Here is a 16,254-nt window from a genome sequence, read left to right as displayed (position 1 = left end):
GTGAAAGGCAAGCTGAAGATGTTAAAGCGTATTCATCATGTGGCATACCGATGTAAGGATGCTAAGGAAACCGTCGAGTTCTACCAGAAGCACCTGAAGATGGATTTCCAGTTGGCGATTGCTGAAGACCATGTGCCCTCAACTGGTGCCTACGACCCCTATATGCATCTGTTTCTGGACGCGGGCAACGGCAATGTCCTTGCATTTTTTGAGTTGCCTGAGCAGCCGGAAATGGGTCGCGATGGCAATACGCCTGAATGGGTGCAGCATATTGCCTTTGAGGTTGAAAGCATGGATGTTCTGTTGGAGGCGAAAGCGAGCCTCGAGGCTGCAGGCGTTGACGTGCTTGGGCCGACCGACCATACAATTTTCAAGTCCATCTATTTCTTTGACCCGAATGGGCATCGGCTTGAACTGGCGGCTAACACGGCAATGCCGGGCATGCTGGATGAGCTGAAACGCGTTGCTCCTGCGATGCTCGAGGAATGGTCGCAGACCAAAAAAGCACCTCAGCACGCAGCATGGATTCACGGGAAAGGTGAATTCAAGAGCGTGGGCGCAAAATAAGAAATAAATTCTGATAAATCAAAGCTTTAAGGAATCTATACCATGAAACTCGCCTCCCTTAAGCATGGCCGTGATGGCAAGCTGGTTGTTGTTTCAAAGGATTTGAGCCGGTGCATACCTGCTGATGACATTGCGACAACTCTACAGGCCGCCCTTGATGACTGGGCGAACTCTTCTCCAAAGCTGCAGGCACTCTACAGCGCCCTCAATGCGGGTGACGTGAAGGGTGAAGCCTTTGATGAAGCTGCTTGCGCCTCTCCACTGCCGCGCGCCTATCAATGGGCAGACGGCTCCGCATATGTGAACCACGTGGAGCTTGTGCGCAAGGCGCGCAACGCTGAGATGCCCGCCACGTTTTGGACTGACCCGCTGATGTACCAGGGTGGCTCTGACACTTTCCTCGGCCCGCGTGACGCAATTGTGATGCCGCAGGATGAAGGATGGGGCATCGATTTCGAGGCAGAGATCGCTGTGATCACTGACGATGTGCCGATGGGTGTATCGGAAGGCAACGCTGGTGATCATATCAAGCTTCTTATGCTTGTAAACGATGTGTCGCTTAGAGGTTTGATTCCGGGTGAACTGGCAAAAGGATTTGGTTTTTTCCAGTCTAAACCTTCCAGTGCTTTTAGCCCGGTTTGTGTAACGCCTGACGAGCTCGACGGTGTCTGGGCAGATACGAAGCTCAGCCTGCCTTTGGTGTCTCGATATAACGGCGACATGTTCGGCAAGCCGGAAGCCGGAGTTGATATGACCTTCAATTTTGCCAAGCTGGTTTCGCACGCGGCAAAAACGCGTCCGCTTGGCGCTGGCGCTGTAATCGGATCGGGTACAGTTTCAAACAAGCTTGATGGAGGCCCCGGTAAGCCTGTCGCTGAGGGCGGTGTCGGATACAGTTGTATCGCAGAAATTCGCATGATTGAGATGATTGAAAACGGTGCACCGACAACAAGCTTTATGAAGTTTGGCGATACAATCCGCATTGAGATGTTTGGAAAAGATGGCCAATCGATCTTTGGTGCGATTGATCAGGTTGTCGAGAAGGGCTGATAGCTAAGATGCGCACACTTTTTGGCTATTTTCGCTCATCCGCCGCTTACCGTGTGCGCATAGCACTTGCGCTCAAGGGGCTTGATTACGTCTATGAGGCCATAAACCTCAAGCCGGGCGTAACTGAGCAACGTTCTGACGCATACTTGAAGTTGAACCCGCAAGGGCGTGTACCATTCTTCGTGGATGGTGATGTGCGGATATCTCAGTCTCCGGCTATTATCGAGTATCTGGAGGAAGCCTATCCTGATGTGGCGCTTTTGCCAAAAAGTGTGGCGGACAGAGCATACGCGCGCCAGCTGGCAAATGTCGTTGCCTGTGATATCCACCCGCTCAACAATCTGTCTGTTCTGATGTGGCTGAAAGCCGACCTAGGTGCAGATGAAAGTGCGGTCCAAAAGTGGTATACTCATTGGGTGCTTGAAGGTTTTAAGGCACTTGAGAAGACACTCTCGCACGATAACCGCACGGGAAAATTCTGCATCGGTGATACGCCGGGGCTGGCAGATGTATATCTCGCGCCGCAGATATGGAATGCGCGGCGGTTTGATGTGCCGCTCAAAGATTTCCCCACGCTTCTACGCATAGACACTGCATGTAACGATCTTGAGGCTTTTAAGGCGGCTGCGCCCGAAAATCAGCCAGATACGCCTGTAAACTAAGGCCTTTTGGGAGAGTAATGATGAAAATTAAGACACGGCAAGGCCGCGAAGTTGAGGTGAACGACGATTATACCGTTGACCAGAATTGGGACCACTTCACCGCAGAAGAGCATGACCGTTGGGACAGGCTTTATGCCCGCCAATCAGAGATGCTTGAAGGCAGGGCGTGCGATGAGTTTATGGATGGCCTCAAACTGCTGAAATTGTCTGACGGCGGCATTCCAAAATTTGAAGACTTGTCTGCTAAATTGATGGAAAGAACAGGCTGGACAGTGGTTGCTGTACCTGACCTTGTGCCGGACGAAGTGTTTTTTGATCATCTCGCAAACAGGCGTTTTCCCGCGGGTAATTTTATTCGTAGTGAAGCCCAGCTGGATTATCTGCAGGAGCCCGATGTATTCCATGATGTATTTGGGCACGTGCCGCTTCTGGCCAACCCGGTATTCGCGGATTACATGGAAGCTTATGGTAAGGGCGGGCAGCGCGCCATGGGGCGCGGTGTGCTCAAAAACCTCGCGCGGCTATACTGGTATACCGTTGAGTTTGGGCTCATCAATACACCAAAAGGCATGCGCATTTATGGTGCTGGTATTGTCAGCTCAAAATCCGAGAGTATTTTTTGTCTTGAAGACAATAGCCCCAACCGTATCCACTTTGACCTTACTCGGCTGATGCGGACTGATTACCGGATTGATGACTTCCAGCAAACCTATTGGGTCATTGATAGCTTTGAGGAGCTTCTGGAAGCGACCTATCAGGATTTCGGGCCGCTCTATGACGGCTTGGAAGCTGACAAAACCGTTTACCCTGTGGACGCTGTTCTTGAGGGAGATCACGTTCATAACGACGGCACACAGGCCTATGCCAAAGCAGGTGGACGCCTGGCCAAGGCCGCGAGCTAAATAATAACTATAAAATGGGCTGGACTTGGGGCTGCCATGTTTGGTGGCCCCTTTTTATTGTGGGGTGCGTTAGTTTCCGTCCCATGCGCCTGGGCTTGCGTTGCCGCCGTCCAGCACAGCCTTCCATTCACCGTTTCGTTTCTCCCAAACGGTGATGTATTTTCCAAACGCTTCCTTGCGTTCACCACCGCTCAAAAACGTGAGCACATAGGTGCCCCAAGTGTACGCCAGATCACCGGATGCCGCGACTTTGCCAGCCCGCAGGTTCCCAGTCCAGTGTCGCGTCTTCGGGGATTTGCCTCATGCCGGTGATGATAGTGCTATGCCCCACCTGCGGATGCGAACCTCCATCAAGCTTAACCGCGTCATCTGAAAGGTAATGGTCGAATGCGTCAGCGATGCCCTGATCCATCGACATGCGCGCAAAAGCGCGGTCAATATTCATTATTTCTTCGTCATTTGCCCAAACAGGCAGTGTCACAGCACTTAATGCTGTAATTGCACAAAAAAACATTCTCATCTGACCTCTCCTCTTCGTCTTATTCTATAGGGAATGGTCCAAGGAGGAAGTCATACATACAACGTATATCTAAAGTTATATTTCAGGACGACCATTACTTGCCAGGTCGCCGGGCGGTGCGGTAGGTGATGCATACAGGCAACACTTTAACTATCTGTAAAATTTAAGCTTTATAGCGAATCGGGTATGTATTCGTGTCTTAAAGGACACAGGTTTTGGAAGAAGTATATGCCGACCCCTCAGGACGCCATTTGCTTACTGGAATTTATTCCTGTTTCGTAGGTTAATGCTACGAATAATGATTACATATGAAACTTAAAACAAGAAACTAAGACCAAGAGAAGGGTTCGAAATGCGACACAAAAACATGATTAAGCAATCAGGTGTATCCATGTTGGCTTTGTCGCTTGCGTGCGGCGTATCCGCGGCAGCGTCAGCTCAACAAGACACGGGAGTTGAGTTTGAGGAAATTGTTGTAACAGCGACGAAACGCGCGTCATCCATTCAGGATGTACCGTTTTCGATTAACGCGCAAACTCAGGATGACATCCGTCGTTCCGGCGCGAAAAGCCTGGAAGACCTCTCAGGTAACGTCGCGGGTTTGATGATCCAGAATTTGGGACCAGGACAGAGCCAGGTTGCTATCCGCGGCGTATCTGCGGGCCAGGTGGTGCGTGACCAACCGGGCGTGAAAGAACAGGTCGGCGTATATCTCGACGAATCTGTTATCTCGCTTTCGCTGTTTACGCCAGACCTTGACTTGTATGATCTCAACCGCGTTGAAACTCTGCGCGGACCACAAGGTACGCTGTTTGGCTCCGGCTCTGTTGGTGGTACAATTCGTTACATTACGAACCAGCCCAACCTTGAGGAGTTCGAGGGCAATGTTGAGGCAGACCTCAACACCGTTAGCGGCGGCAGCAATGGCGGCCACGTGAAAGCAATGGCAAACGTGCCGCTTTCCGAAGGCAGTTCAGCACTGCGGGTTGTTGCGTATCATACGGAATATGCGGGTTATATTGACGCCCATCGCCCGAATGGCGGATACAACAAAGACGTGAACGATGGCAGCCGGACTGGCGGTCGTGTTGCTCTGACAGTTAAGCCAACAGAGAACATCACGCTCACACCGCGGGTGATTTATCAAGAGATCGATATGAATGGTTTCAACAGGCAGGAGGTTTACAACCTTTATGCTAACCCGTTCATGAGTGAGCCTACTGTATTTGAAGAGCGCGAACAGTTCCTGAAGCTTCGTGAAGGCTTCAAGGACGAGACGTTGATTTTGGACCTCACTGCCGAAGTGAACTTCGACAGCATCGACCTGACGTCTGTGACCAGCTACACGGACCGGGATATCCTTGTGAGCCGTGATGCAAGCGCGCTAAGCGGCAGTGTGTCTGTTGACCTTGGCTTCCCGACAGCGGCGGTTAATTTTCCATCGAACCTTCGTGACACCACGAAGGTTGAACAGTTCACTCAGGAACTGCGTTTGAGTTCAAACAGCGATAGCGCGCTGCAGTGGATTGTGGGCGGTTTCTACTCCAAAACCGATCGTTACTATGAGCAATTCCTGCCAACACCGGGTTATGACGCTGTAACCGATGCGGTACTGGGGGCAGGGACGGCTGCTGCTGTTGGTATGGGCGTCGCTCCAGCCGACTCACCTTTCTATTCGGTGCTTCCATATACACTTGAGCAGGTCGCGATCTTTGGTGAAGCAACGTACGACATCTCTGATCGGATGCATCTGACAGCTGGTGGTCGTTACTATGACTACAAAGAAGAGCGTAGCGTAACTCAGGTTGGCCTTTTTGGTAACGGTGTAGTTGACCAAGTCGATACAACGTCATCAAATGGCTTTACGCCGCGCTTGTTGGCCAGCTATGAGGCAAGCGACAGTGTTACGATCAACGCCCAGGTTTCCAAAGGTTTTCGTCTTGGCGGCGTGAATGACCCGCTTAACACGGCTCTCTGTAATGCCGATGACCTTAAAGTCTTTGGTGGCTTCCAGGATTATGACGACGAGTCCCTCTGGAACTATGAAGCTGGTGTGAAGGTGAGTGGCCGTAAGTTCAGCTTGAACGCTGCTGCTTTCTATACAAAGATCAAAAACCTCCAGGTTACGCTTGATGCGGGTTCGTGTTCTTCGCGTATCTCCTTCAACGTACCTAAAGCACACACTCAGGGTATCGAGCTTGAGTTTAAAGCCCGTCCGGTTGAAGGTCTCAACTTGTCCTTCGCAGGTAGCTTGCTCGAAGCCAAGTTCGATTCAACCGTGATCGATAGTAACGGCGCTGTGCTTGGTGGTGTTCGTGAAGATAACAGGCTGGCGTCTGTACCTAAGTTCAACTTCGGTACAACCGCTACCTATAGCTTCCCGTTTGAAGTTGCGGGTGATGGTGCAGAGGCTTACTTCTCTGCAACCTTCCAGCACCGCGGCAGCTTGTTCACGCAGCCGTCTGACCAAGAGCCGGGGGCAGGTGTGTTTGTGTCCGGTCTCGCGTTTGGCGGTGCACCAGGTACGGACGCAACCACGCTTGATCTAGAGCTCGACCCATACCAAACGCTGAACTTCAGCTTTGGCATCAACTGGGATGACCTCGAGTTTATGGCGTATGTGACGAACGTGACGGATGAAAACGCAAACCTTTCATTCGACCGTGAGCGTGGCGGCCGGGCGCGTCTTGGTTTCCGGACCAACCAGCCACGTACCTTTGGTATGCTGATCCGTAAACACTTCTAAGTTTTCGGTTATTAGAATTGGAGAAGGCGGTGCGTTTGCGCCGCCTTTTTCATTAGAGCAGGCTGGGAAGCATGAGTTTGATCAATACAAGCATAAACCCGGTTGTGATGATGGCTGGCGCCCATTTGATGCGCTTGCTCGGTGGTTTGTTACTCTCATCCTGATGCTCACCGGGCTTCAGGATTGCGGGAGGGATGCCAAGCGCACGGGATATTTGCTCCAAATCATTGCTGCTGCAGTCGCTTGACCGTTCGAGCTTTGTGACGATGTCCACGTTAAGGGACGCTTTGGTAGCAAGCTCCATAGTGCTCCAACCCAATGCCTGGCGAGCTTCGCGGACGTTACGTCCAAGTGTCTCAGGTTCTGCAATATTAGCTTCCATACCAGTAGATTAACTATGCCGCGTGCAAATAAAAAGCCCCCGCTCAAAGGCAGGGGCTTTCAGTGAGGCTAAAGCCTTAAACTATTCAGCTGCGTTCGCCAGCTTGGCTTCGTTCGCCTTACGAATAATGGTCTCGGCCATTTCGTTGGCGATAACACCGGTAGGGCGTGTTTCTTTGTCGCTGGCGTTAAAGATTTTCGTCAGCGTCTCGCCAATACGAAGCACCTTGGCTTCACGGGCGATGGCATCCATCTTCTCTTTGTAGACCTCAGATTCAACTGAGATAATGCCACCTGCGTTGATTACATAGTCAGGCGCGTATAGAATGCCACGTTGACGAAGCTGCTCGTCTTCCTTGCCTTCTGTTTCCAGCTGATTGTTAGCTGCACCGGCAATGATTGTGGCTTTGATATCGCCAAGGGTTTTCGGGTTCAACGTACCACCAAGTGCGCAGGGTGCGTATACATCGCAGTCCACAGCGTGGATAACATCCGGCGAAACAACTTCTGCTTCACCACGAGCGAGTACCGATTGGATGTTGGCGTCAACGATATCTGTGACGATCACTTTTGCACCCGCACGACGCAGATGATCGATCAGATACTGACCAACGTGCCCAAGGCCTTGTACCGCAACGCGAACGCCGTTCAGGTCATCCCGGCCGAGGCGGTGTTTTACGGACGCTTGAATGCCGGTAAACACACCAAGTGCTGTATGTGGTGAGGGGTCGCCGGTACCAAAGTCACCGCCATCAAGACCACAAACAAAATCAGTGGTCTCGGAAGCAGCGGCGAGCATGTCCGGGCTTGTGCCAACGTCTTCCGCTGCGTAGTAGCTGCCGCCAAGACGGTTGATCATGCGGCCAAACGCGCGCATCAACTCAGGAGTGCCAAGTTCTTTTGGGTTGCCAATGATGACGGACTTGCCGCCGCCAAGACGAAGCCCAGCCATGGCGTTTTTGAATGACATACCGCGTGAGAGGCGAAGAACGTCGTATACGGCGTCCTGCTCTCCACGGGTTTCCGCAATATCAATCGGGGCAGAGCGGCGGTGAATGGCTGCATAGTCCCAGAAGCGCGTGCCGCCGGTTGCGGGGCCGAGCGCTGTTGAGTGCACAGCGATAATTGCTTTGAGGCCTGAAGCTTCATCGGAGCAGAATACGACCTGCTCGTGGTTCCTGAAGCTGCGTGAATCGAATACGGGCATACTATAATCCCTTCCAAGTTGAAGTCCCGTTCGGGGGCAACGCCCCCTACGAACGCACCTCAAACTCCCGCCTGCTCCTTCGGTCCTGCCTGCAAACTATCACAGGCTTTGCCGCGTATTTTATTATACCTCACGGGATTTGAGTTGCGCGGAGTATTGCACTCTTCTCACGAAATGAGCTTTCGAAGTTTGGCGATTTTTGCAATCTTCAGATAGTTTTTCTGCCATTTTTATAATTTGTGAATAACAGTAAGAAATATCGTTCCAAACGACAAATTTCTCTCATTCAAGTTGGCTGTAACGCTACGGAAACAAAGGCCCAAAGGTCTTTTGCATGTGCAACAAAAAAGGGCGTCCAACAGGACGCCCTTTATCAATTCTGTTCACTAAACTTTAGATATGGAGCGCGTGCCCCAGTGTCTTCAGCGCGGCTTCCTGGAAGCCTTCGCTCTGGGTTGGGTGCGCGTGAATAGTACCCGCTACATCCTCAAGCCGTGCTCCCATTTCGAGGGCCAGAGAGAAAGCGGCGGACAGTTCTGATACACCTTTGCCGACGGCCTGGATACCTAGCACAACATGGTTGTCTTTGCGGGCGACAATGCGAACAAAGCCGTCTTCGGATTCCATGGTCATGGCGCGACCGTTAGCGGAGAAGGGGAACACACCTACCTTGGTTTCATAACCGGCATCTTGTGCCTGGTCTGGTGAAAGGCCTGCGGTTACAATCTCCGGGTCAGTGAAACAAACCGCAGGGATGGAAACCTTGTCGAAAGTGCAGTTTTGCCCCGCAATGATCTCTGCCACCATTTCACCCTGTGCCATTGCGCGGTGCGCAAGCATTGGCTCACCTGTCAGGTCACCAATTGCATAAACCCCGGTCATCGATGTCTGGCATTTATCATCAATAGCGACAACACGGCCATTCATGGTGAGATCAAGGCCTTCAAGCCCCCAGCCCTCCGTTTTGGCACGACGACCGACGGTAACGAGGATCTTGTCTGCGGCGATTTTCTCCTCTGAGCCATCTTTGGTCTCTATGAGAAGGGATTTGCCGTCTTTGGAGAGGCCTTTTGCTTTGGTGTTGCTCAGCACTTCGATACCGAGATTCTTGAGGCTAGTGACAACGGGCTTGGTCAGCTCTTTGTCATACTGTGCCAAAACTCGCTCAAGCGCCTCTACAACGGTTACCTTTGCACCCAGCTTTGCGTAAGCAATACCAAGCTCGAGGCCGATGTAACCGCCACCAATAACCACGAGTTTACCCGGCACTTTGTCAAGCGACAGTGCTTCTGTTGAGGAGATGATCTTGTCGCCATATGGCAAGCTCGGAATCTCGATCGGCACAGAACCTGTTGCCAGGATAACATTTTCTGCCTTGACCGTCACAACACCGTCTTTGGTTTTGACCTCACAGGTCTTGCCGTCAATCATCGTGCCCCAACCGGCGATATGCTTGACCTTGTTTTTGCGGAAGAGGCCAGCGATGCCGCCAGTCAGCTTCCTAACGATATCGTCTTTCCATGCGACGGTCTTCTTGAAGTCGAGTTTTGGTTTTTCAAGAGAGATGCCAAGCGCGTTTTCCCCGGTGAAGTGCATGACCTTTTCGAATTCGTCCGCAGCGTGGATCATGGCTTTTGAAGGGATACAGCCGATGTTCAGGCATGTACCACCAGGGTTTTCACCTTCGACAATAACCGTATCAAGGCCAAGTTGTCCGGCGCGAATAGCAGCAACATATCCGCCTGGGCCTGCGCCAAGGATCAGAACTTTACAATTGATCGTCTCGGTCATCTACGCCTCCATAAACAGTGTGGCGGGGTTTTCCATCAATGCGCGGATACGCTGAATGAACTCGGCTGCGTCCCAACCATCAACAATACGGTGATCGAAGGAGGACGAGAGGTTCATGATCTTGCGAGGCACAAAACCGCCGTCCTGGAACACAGGGCGGACTGCGACCTTGTTGACACCCACAATGGCAACTTCAGGACTGTTGATGACCGGCGTGGAAACGATGCCGCCCATGCGCCCAAGGCTTGACAGTGTGATCGTGGAACCCGTGAGTTCCTCGCGCTTGATTGAACCATCGCGCGCCGCACCAGCAAGCCGCTTAGCTTCCTCAGCCAAGCCCCAAACATCAAGAGCCTCTGCATGCTTGATTACGGGGACCATCAGGCCCCCCGGCGTTTGGGCTGCCATGCCAATATGCGCCGCGCCGTATTGATAGAGCACATCTGCGTCATCGTCATAGTGCGAGCTAAGCTTGGGATAGTCCTTGAGGGCTTTCACCATCGCAAGCATGATAAATGGCAGGATGGTCAGCTTGGGCTGATCATCACGTTTGCTCGCATTCATGTGCTCACGCAGGCTTTCAAGCTCTGTCACATCAACTTCTTCAACGTATGTGATGTGTGGGATGCGGCGCTTTGCGTCCTGCATACGTTCTGCAATTTTGCGGCGCAGGCCAATAACACGAATTTCTTCAACATCCGTGTTCGGACGACGGCTTGCCCCACCAACTGCTGGCGCACTTTCGCCAGAGATATAGGCGTCCAGATCTTCATGGCTGATGCGCCCCGCAGGGCCCGTGCCGTGAACATACTGCAACTTGATGCCGGCATCCATTGCTCGCTTGCGCACGGCGGGTGATGCGAGCGGCCTTTCGCCTTCGGCTCGCGGTGCACCACTAGGGCGTTTTACTGTAGCGGGTTTTGGCACCGGCGTTTTCTTGGGTTCAGGTTTGGGCGCAGGGGCTGGAGCTGGCGCTTCGGCCTTGGTGTCGTCAGCCGGTGTTTCTTCAGCTTTTTCTTCCGCCTTTGGCGTGTCGGGGATGTTGTTGCCTTCCCCTTCAACCTCAAGCGCGATAATAACGGTACCAACCGCAGTCATCTCGCCGATTTCACCAAGAAGCTCTTTAATGGTCCCGTCAACCGGAGAAGGGATCTCAACCGTAGCTTTGTCCGTCATGACCCCGGCGAGTACGTCGTCTTCTTTGACAACGTCCCCCACTTTTACATTCCACTCAACGATCTCGGCTTCGGTGATGCCTTCGCCAACATCGGGCATGCGTATTTTATAAACACCCATGATCAAGCCTCCATCATTGCTTTAAGTTCTTTACCAACACGTGCGGGACCAGGGAAATAGTCCCATTCCTGCGCGTGAGGGTATGGTGTGTCCCAACCTGCAACGCGCACCACAGGTGCCTCCAGATGGTAGAAGCAGCGTTCCTGCACCTGTGCAGCCAACTCAGCACCAAAACCAGACGTAAGAGTTGCTTCATGAAGGACCATGCAGCGTCCGTTCTTTTTCACAGAGTCGAGGATAGTATCAATATCAAGCGGGAGCAGGGTGCGTAGATCCACGATCTCAGCATCAATGCCGGTCTCTTTTACCGCAGCCTCGGCAACATAAACCATCGTGCCGTAGGTCAGGATTGTAACATCTGCGCCTTCACGGAAGACGGACGCCTTGCCAATCGGCACGGTATAATGCCCTTCAGGCACTTCGCCGAGCGGATGCTTGGACCAGTTGCTTGCAGGTCGGTCATGGTGGCCATCAAACGGCCCATTATAAAGGCGCTTTGGCTCAAAGAAGATCACGGGGTCGTCATCCTCAATAGCAGATATAAGCAGCCCCTTGGCGTCGTATGGATTTGACGGAATGACCGTTTTTACGCCAGATACGTGCGTAAACAGCGATTCCGGGCTTTGGCTATGGGTTTGCCCACCAAAGATGCCGCCGCCACAGGGCGTGCGGATGGTGATTGGGCAGGTAAAGTCTTTGTTGGAACGATACCGTAACCGTGCGGCCTCAGAGACGATCTGGTCATATGCCGGATAGATGTAATCTGCGAACTGGATTTCCACGCAAGGGCGGAGACCGTATGCGCCCATGCCGATTGCAGTACCAACGATACCACTTTCGTTAATGGGGCTATCGAACACCCGGTTGGTGCCATATTTCTTCTGCAGGCCAGCCGTACAGCGGAAAACACCGCCAAAATAGCCGATATCTTCGCCGTATACGACGACGTCGTCATCCTGGCCAAGTTTCACATCCATCGCATCGCGGATGGCTTCGATCATTGACATACGCGGCATGGTTATACTCCAAGCTTCTGACGTTGTTCACGAAGGTGCTGAGGCATCTCTTTGTAAACATCGTCGAACATATCTTTCGGGCTCGCACCAGACCCCATTACACCGTAGCTCTCGGCTTCTTTGGTCGCGGCACGGATTTCGTCGTTATATTCTGTCTCGGCCTGAACCTGACGCTCATCGCTCCATAGCCCACGGCTTACCAGATGGTTCTTGAGACGAAGGATTGGGTCGCCAAGAGGCCACGCGTCAGACTCTTCCTTGGGCCGATATTGCGATGGATCGTCAGACGTTGAGTGTGGTGCTACCCGGTAGGTGACCCATTCGATCAGCGTCGGGCCAAAACCTCTGCGCGCACGCTCAACAGCCCATTTTGACGCTGCGTAAACCGCGAGGAAATCGTTGCCGTCAACACGCAGGGCAGGGATGTCATAACCAAGGGCACGCTCAGCAAAGGTGGCGTGATCGCCGCCCGCGATACCGCGGAAGCTGGAGATCGCCCACTGGTTATTCACCACGTTGAGGATAACCGGTGGCTTGTAAACCGAAGAATTCACGAGTGCTGCGTGGAAATCTGTCGCGGCTGTTGAGCCATCACCAATCCAGCCAGCGGCAACTTTGGTGTCCCCCTTGATTGCCGATGCCATCGCCCAGCCAACTGCTTGAATGAACTGTGTTCCAAGGTTACCGGAAATCGTGAAGAAACCATGCTCTTTCGACGAATACATGATTGGCAACTGGCGGCCCTTAAGCGGGTCTCGCGAGTTCGATAGAATCTGGCAGATCATATCTACCATAGGATAGTCCGTCGCAAGAAGCAGCCCCTGCTGGCGATAGGTCGGGAAGTTCATGTCGCCTTTGGAAAGCGCCGCCCGGAAACCAACAGCGATGGCCTCCTCGCCTGTACACTTCATATAGAAGGAGGTTTTGCCCTGACGCTGCAGCGTCATCATGCGCTCATCATACGCCCGTACCCGGATCATGTCCTTGAGGCCGGTAAGCAGCACATCGTCATCGAGCCCTTCAGCCCAAGGGCCAAGCGCTTCGCCTTCGGTGTTGAGGACGCGAACCATGGTAGAGGCGAGCTCTTTCATGTCCGCTGCTTTGCAGTCTACCTCAGGCCGCCTTACGGAGCCCGCTTCAGGAATTACAATGCCCTCAAAGTTAGGCGCATCACCCGGACGGCCAGGAGGTTCAGGTACGTGGAATTTTAATGGTCCATATTCAGACATGACGTGTTCACACCCTGTAGTGACGTATTAAAAATATGTCAGTAATACTGACTTATTTTCCGAAGAAATCAATCTTTTTCTCTGCGGCGTGTCCAGGTGGATTTTATGCTTTGGTTTAGCGGTTGCCGCCTGTATGGGCGCAACTATAACGTGATCTTGCGTCCAAGGACCAGCCGTAGTCAGCTATATTCCCTCAATCCCTTGTGAACCGCCACTTTGGTTCGCGTTCATTATGGCAGAGTCTGTATGAAATAAGCTTTCATACATGGCTGCTTTTCGCAATCATGCGGTCGTAGTGTCGGGCTCAGTTGCAATTTTTGAAATGTGAGGAGAAAAGCTTCAGCGATTGTTGAAGAAATACTCGCTAGATCTTTCTGGAAAAAGCGTTTCTGCTGATTCTCGAATATCATGCCAATATAGACCGTCCAGATAAAATAAAACCGGGAAACGACAGTCGTTCCCCGGTTCTTAAGGCTGGATTTTCAGGCTTGGTTAGAATGTGAATTTCGCCCCGCCGATAATTGTGCGCGGTTTGCCGGGGCGAAGGCCCATTGGGCGGCGCGCGACCGAATATGTTTCATCAAACAGATTGTCCACGCTTGCAAACAGTTCAAGGTTTTCCGTAAGGCGATAATGCGCGGCAAGGTCAGCGACAATGCGGCCATCGACACGGCTTGCTTCCGGGATGTTGCCCGAACCCGCTTCTGTGCGCGCGGCGGAGACATAATTAACCTGAAAGGTTGCGCTGAACACTTCGTTCTGGAGGCCTGCGCTCACCGTAAACTGGTGACGTGAGAGGTAAGGGAAGGCATCACCGCGAACTACACCGCCCCAGAACTCGTCATCAAAGCTTGTGCGAAACTCTGCGTCAGTAAAGGTATAGTTGGCGTTCACGGGCAGGTTCCAGCCACCATCCAACATCACCGTGTATCCGGCCATTGCTTCAAGGCCAAAGATGCGAGCCTTGCCACCGTTGAACTGGTCGCCGATCTCGCAGTCGCCTGGCTGGCCTGATGCGGCGGTACAGTCGCCATGGATATTGCTATAGTCCGAGAAGAAGGCAATGCCTTCGATGTAGAAGCCGTTTTTGTCATAGATTGCACCGGCCTCAATATTAAGGCTTTTTTCTTCACGGGTGTCTGCATTGCCTGCACCGGGCGGGTTGAAGCCCTTGAATACACCCCCCGTCAGGGTCAGGTTGTCATTCAGCGCGTAACTTACGCCCACACCCGGAACCACAGCATCCACTTTGGTTTCGGGCCTTATCGTCGCCGTGCCAGCGCGGTTCGGATCGGTGGCGGCCCAGTCGGTGCGGTTCAGATGAATGCTCTCGAAGCGGATGCCGGGAACGATGGTCCATTTGCCGAGTGTGATGGTGTCTTGCGCGAAGAAAGCCCAAGCCTCAGCTTCAACAAGGCGGTTGCCTGCAGAACCCAGTGCGGTCTCGGTCGAGAAAACCAGTTCTCCGCTGGTCATGGTGAAAGTTTCGTCATTCTGCAGCCGGTCTTCTGAATCCTCGTGATATCTCACGGAAAACTCGAGGTCGTGTTCCGCAGAACCGGTCGTGAACGGGAAGGCCACAAGCGACTGGATGCCCTTGGCCTCATAGGCGCGAGCGTTATGACGGATGCGGATCGCGCCTTCTGGACTGTCTTCTTCGCCCTTGAGCCACGCCAGTTCGGTCGCGCAGATGTCTTCATTGGCGAGCACAAAGGCACCGCTTGTGTTGTTGCAGCTTGCTGTCGTTGCACGCAGGTCGTTGAACTTGAACCAGTCGCGCTCGAAGCTATTTTTGTACGCTGTGGTAACGATCTCGACATCGCCGATTTTTATCTGGTGAGTGAGTTGGATCTGCTCGTGGTTTGTGTCCATATGATCAAGCGCGCTTGCGGCGTATCGCTGGTATGCATCAGCTTCAAAATCACTGTCGGTAAGACCAAGATATGTCTCGTCCGAGTCATTGTCGGTTTTCGAGAGTTTGATGGTGAGCGACTGCTGGATTTCGGCATCTTCATCCGTTTTGATGCGGAATTTGCCAAGGTAATCCTCAATCTCGAAGCCAGTGTTTTCGCCACCCGGCAGCGCTTTGAAGCCGTCGCTTGAGGAACTGAAAAACTCCACCATACCGCCAACATTCTCGCCTGACGCTCCAATGCTGCCGTGTGTGGAAAAGAGGTTGTCTTCGCCAATGCGCGCATCGGCAAAGCCGCTAAATTCGTCCGGGATTGAGCGACTCACGAGATTGATGGCACCGCCTACGGAGCGCGGGCCGAATTTCACGGCCGCCGACCCCTTGCGGACCTCAACAGCCTGCATGCGGGCGGCGGTCGGGAAATAATAGGCTGCCGGCGCAGCATAGGGGGCGGGGGCGATCAGTACGCCGTCTTCCATCAGGGTAATTTTGGCTGAGCGGTCCACTCCGGAGCCGCGCAGGCCGATGTTTGGGCGTAGGCCGAAACCGTCTTCTTCCTGGATATTAACGCCAGGCACGAGGCGTAGTGTGCGCAGGATGTCCTGGTATTTGAAAACCTCAAGGTCCTCGTCATTGAGGCGGGTAGCCGCCCCGGGAATTTTTGCGCGTTCGGCATGTTCGCCAACGACCTGAATGCGTTCGATATCGATATATTCCACTGCTTCGGCATGGGCCGTCGCCGGGGCTACCAGCGCAAGAGTGAAAAGGGAAGCTCCGCCAAGATAACGTGCGCGCATGAACTGCTCCGATACTTAAGAATGAGTTGCAAATTTCCGCTTCGAGCTAACATTCGGGCTGTTTAGCTGCAAGTCATTCTGAAAAGCAATCGCAGGCTTTTCGGTTTGGTGGTGCATTAAAGTCACATGATGTTGATTTTGACGCACCACTTTGATCAAATTTGGGATGGTCTTTCGC

General features: G+C 52.8%; 14 protein-coding genes. 5 read left to right on the top strand and 9 right to left on the bottom strand.

Annotated features, from left to right (window positions below):
• The first annotated feature begins 18 nt into the window (after nucleotides 1-18).
• The 4 genes from ACOOGA_RS00990 to phhA are packed head-to-tail and all read left to right on the top strand — an operon-like array spanning nucleotide 19 to nucleotide 3,181.
• Complete coding sequence (locus ACOOGA_RS00990) at nucleotides 19-567, top strand: VOC family protein (protein WP_417460927.1); 549 nt, start codon at nucleotides 19-21, stop codon at nucleotides 565-567.
• A 42-nt stretch (nucleotides 568-609) separates the two neighbouring features.
• Nucleotides 610-1,617, top strand: a complete 1,008-nt coding sequence (locus ACOOGA_RS00985; RefSeq protein WP_417460926.1) for a fumarylacetoacetate hydrolase family protein — start codon at nucleotides 610-612, stop codon at nucleotides 1,615-1,617.
• An 8-nt stretch (nucleotides 1,618-1,625) separates the two neighbouring features.
• The gene (maiA, locus tag ACOOGA_RS00980; RefSeq protein WP_417460925.1) at nucleotides 1,626-2,279 is read left to right on the top strand and encodes a maleylacetoacetate isomerase; all 654 of its coding nucleotides are present in this window, start codon (nucleotides 1,626-1,628) and stop codon (nucleotides 2,277-2,279) included.
• A gap of 20 nt (nucleotides 2,280-2,299) precedes the next feature.
• Nucleotides 2,300-3,181, top strand: a complete 882-nt coding sequence (gene phhA, locus ACOOGA_RS00975; RefSeq protein WP_417460924.1) for a phenylalanine 4-monooxygenase — start codon at nucleotides 2,300-2,302, stop codon at nucleotides 3,179-3,181.
• A 69-nt stretch (nucleotides 3,182-3,250) separates the two neighbouring features.
• Here the strand turns inward: phhA and ACOOGA_RS00970 are convergent, their stop codons facing one another.
• Both ACOOGA_RS00970 and ACOOGA_RS00965 read right to left on the bottom strand, forming a co-directional pair.
• Nucleotides 3,251-3,388: a hypothetical protein gene (locus ACOOGA_RS00970; RefSeq protein ID WP_417460923.1), complete on the bottom strand. Its 138-nt coding sequence runs from the start codon at nucleotides 3,386-3,388 to the stop codon at nucleotides 3,251-3,253.
• A gap of 25 nt (nucleotides 3,389-3,413) precedes the next feature.
• Nucleotides 3,414-3,701, bottom strand: a complete 288-nt coding sequence (locus ACOOGA_RS00965; protein WP_417460922.1) for a hypothetical protein — start codon at nucleotides 3,699-3,701, stop codon at nucleotides 3,414-3,416.
• A 367-nt stretch (nucleotides 3,702-4,068) separates the two neighbouring features.
• On the opposite strand from ACOOGA_RS00965, the gene ACOOGA_RS00960 reads away from it, so the two are divergent.
• Nucleotides 4,069-6,447, top strand: coding sequence for a TonB-dependent receptor (locus ACOOGA_RS00960; RefSeq protein ID WP_417460921.1), 2,379 nt, complete (start codon nucleotides 4,069-4,071; stop codon nucleotides 6,445-6,447).
• A 52-nt stretch (nucleotides 6,448-6,499) separates the two neighbouring features.
• Here the strand turns inward: ACOOGA_RS00960 and ACOOGA_RS00955 are convergent, their stop codons facing one another.
• From ACOOGA_RS00955 to ACOOGA_RS00925, 7 genes are all read right to left on the bottom strand, one after another.
• A complete protein-coding gene (locus ACOOGA_RS00955; protein WP_417460920.1) occupies nucleotides 6,500-6,829 on the bottom strand; it encodes a helix-turn-helix domain-containing protein in 330 nt (109 codons plus the stop codon).
• Between the two features lie 81 nt (nucleotides 6,830-6,910).
• Nucleotides 6,911-8,035 carry a Glu/Leu/Phe/Val family dehydrogenase gene (locus ACOOGA_RS00950; protein ID WP_417460919.1) on the bottom strand — a complete coding sequence of 375 codons (1,125 nt, stop codon included), beginning with the start codon at nucleotides 8,033-8,035 and terminating at the stop codon, nucleotides 6,911-6,913.
• 393 nt (nucleotides 8,036-8,428) lie between these two features.
• A complete protein-coding gene (lpdA, locus tag ACOOGA_RS00945) occupies nucleotides 8,429-9,826 on the bottom strand; it encodes a dihydrolipoyl dehydrogenase (RefSeq protein ID WP_417460918.1) in 1,398 nt (465 codons plus the stop codon).
• On the bottom strand, nucleotides 9,827-11,122 hold the full coding sequence (locus ACOOGA_RS00940) for a dihydrolipoamide acetyltransferase family protein (protein ID WP_417460917.1): 1,296 nt from the start codon (nucleotides 11,120-11,122) through the stop codon (nucleotides 9,827-9,829).
• Between the two features lie 2 nt (nucleotides 11,123-11,124).
• Nucleotides 11,125-12,138: an alpha-ketoacid dehydrogenase subunit beta gene (locus ACOOGA_RS00935; RefSeq protein ID WP_417460916.1), complete on the bottom strand. Its 1,014-nt coding sequence runs from the start codon at nucleotides 12,136-12,138 to the stop codon at nucleotides 11,125-11,127.
• Between the two features lie 2 nt (nucleotides 12,139-12,140).
• Complete coding sequence (locus ACOOGA_RS00930) at nucleotides 12,141-13,367, bottom strand: 3-methyl-2-oxobutanoate dehydrogenase (2-methylpropanoyl-transferring) subunit alpha (RefSeq protein WP_417460915.1); 1,227 nt, start codon at nucleotides 13,365-13,367, stop codon at nucleotides 12,141-12,143.
• 492 nt (nucleotides 13,368-13,859) lie between these two features.
• Complete coding sequence (locus ACOOGA_RS00925) at nucleotides 13,860-16,076, bottom strand: TonB-dependent receptor family protein (protein WP_417460914.1); 2,217 nt, start codon at nucleotides 16,074-16,076, stop codon at nucleotides 13,860-13,862.
• Between the last annotated feature and the right edge of the window lie 178 nt (nucleotides 16,077-16,254).

The sequence above is a fragment of the Kordiimonas sp. genome (genome assembly GCF_965216265.1).
GTDB lineage: Bacteria > Pseudomonadota > Alphaproteobacteria > Sphingomonadales > Kordiimonadaceae > Kordiimonas.
This window is presented reverse-complemented; position numbering and strand designations above follow the sequence as displayed.

Bases quoted from the DNA above. Each gene is read 5' to 3' on its own strand.
- ACOOGA_RS00990 (WP_417460927.1), top strand. From the start codon at position 19: ATGTTAAAGCGTATTCATCATGTGGCATACCGATGTAAGGATGCTAAG.
- ACOOGA_RS00985 (WP_417460926.1), top strand. From the start codon at position 610: ATGAAACTCGCCTCCCTTAAGCATGGCCGTGATGGCAAGCTGGTTGTT.
- maiA (WP_417460925.1), top strand. From the start codon at position 1,626: ATGCGCACACTTTTTGGCTATTTTCGCTCATCCGCCGCTTACCGTGTG.
- phhA (WP_417460924.1), top strand. From the start codon at position 2,300: ATGAAAATTAAGACACGGCAAGGCCGCGAAGTTGAGGTGAACGACGAT.
- ACOOGA_RS00965 (WP_417460922.1), bottom strand. From the start codon at position 3,701: ATGAGAATGTTTTTTTGTGCAATTACAGCATTAAGTGCTGTGACACTG.
- ACOOGA_RS00960 (WP_417460921.1), top strand. From the start codon at position 4,069: ATGATTAAGCAATCAGGTGTATCCATGTTGGCTTTGTCGCTTGCGTGC.
- ACOOGA_RS00955 (WP_417460920.1), bottom strand. From the start codon at position 6,829: ATGGAAGCTAATATTGCAGAACCTGAGACACTTGGACGTAACGTCCGC.
- ACOOGA_RS00950 (WP_417460919.1), bottom strand. From the start codon at position 8,035: ATGCCCGTATTCGATTCACGCAGCTTCAGGAACCACGAGCAGGTCGTA.
- lpdA (WP_417460918.1), bottom strand. From the start codon at position 9,826: ATGACCGAGACGATCAATTGTAAAGTTCTGATCCTTGGCGCAGGCCCA.
- ACOOGA_RS00940 (WP_417460917.1), bottom strand. From the start codon at position 11,122: ATGGGTGTTTATAAAATACGCATGCCCGATGTTGGCGAAGGCATCACC.
- ACOOGA_RS00935 (WP_417460916.1), bottom strand. From the start codon at position 12,138: ATGCCGCGTATGTCAATGATCGAAGCCATCCGCGATGCGATGGATGTG.
- ACOOGA_RS00930 (WP_417460915.1), bottom strand. From the start codon at position 13,367: ATGTCTGAATATGGACCATTAAAATTCCACGTACCTGAACCTCCTGGC.
- ACOOGA_RS00925 (WP_417460914.1), bottom strand. From the start codon at position 16,076: ATGCGCGCACGTTATCTTGGCGGAGCTTCCCTTTTCACTCTTGCGCTG.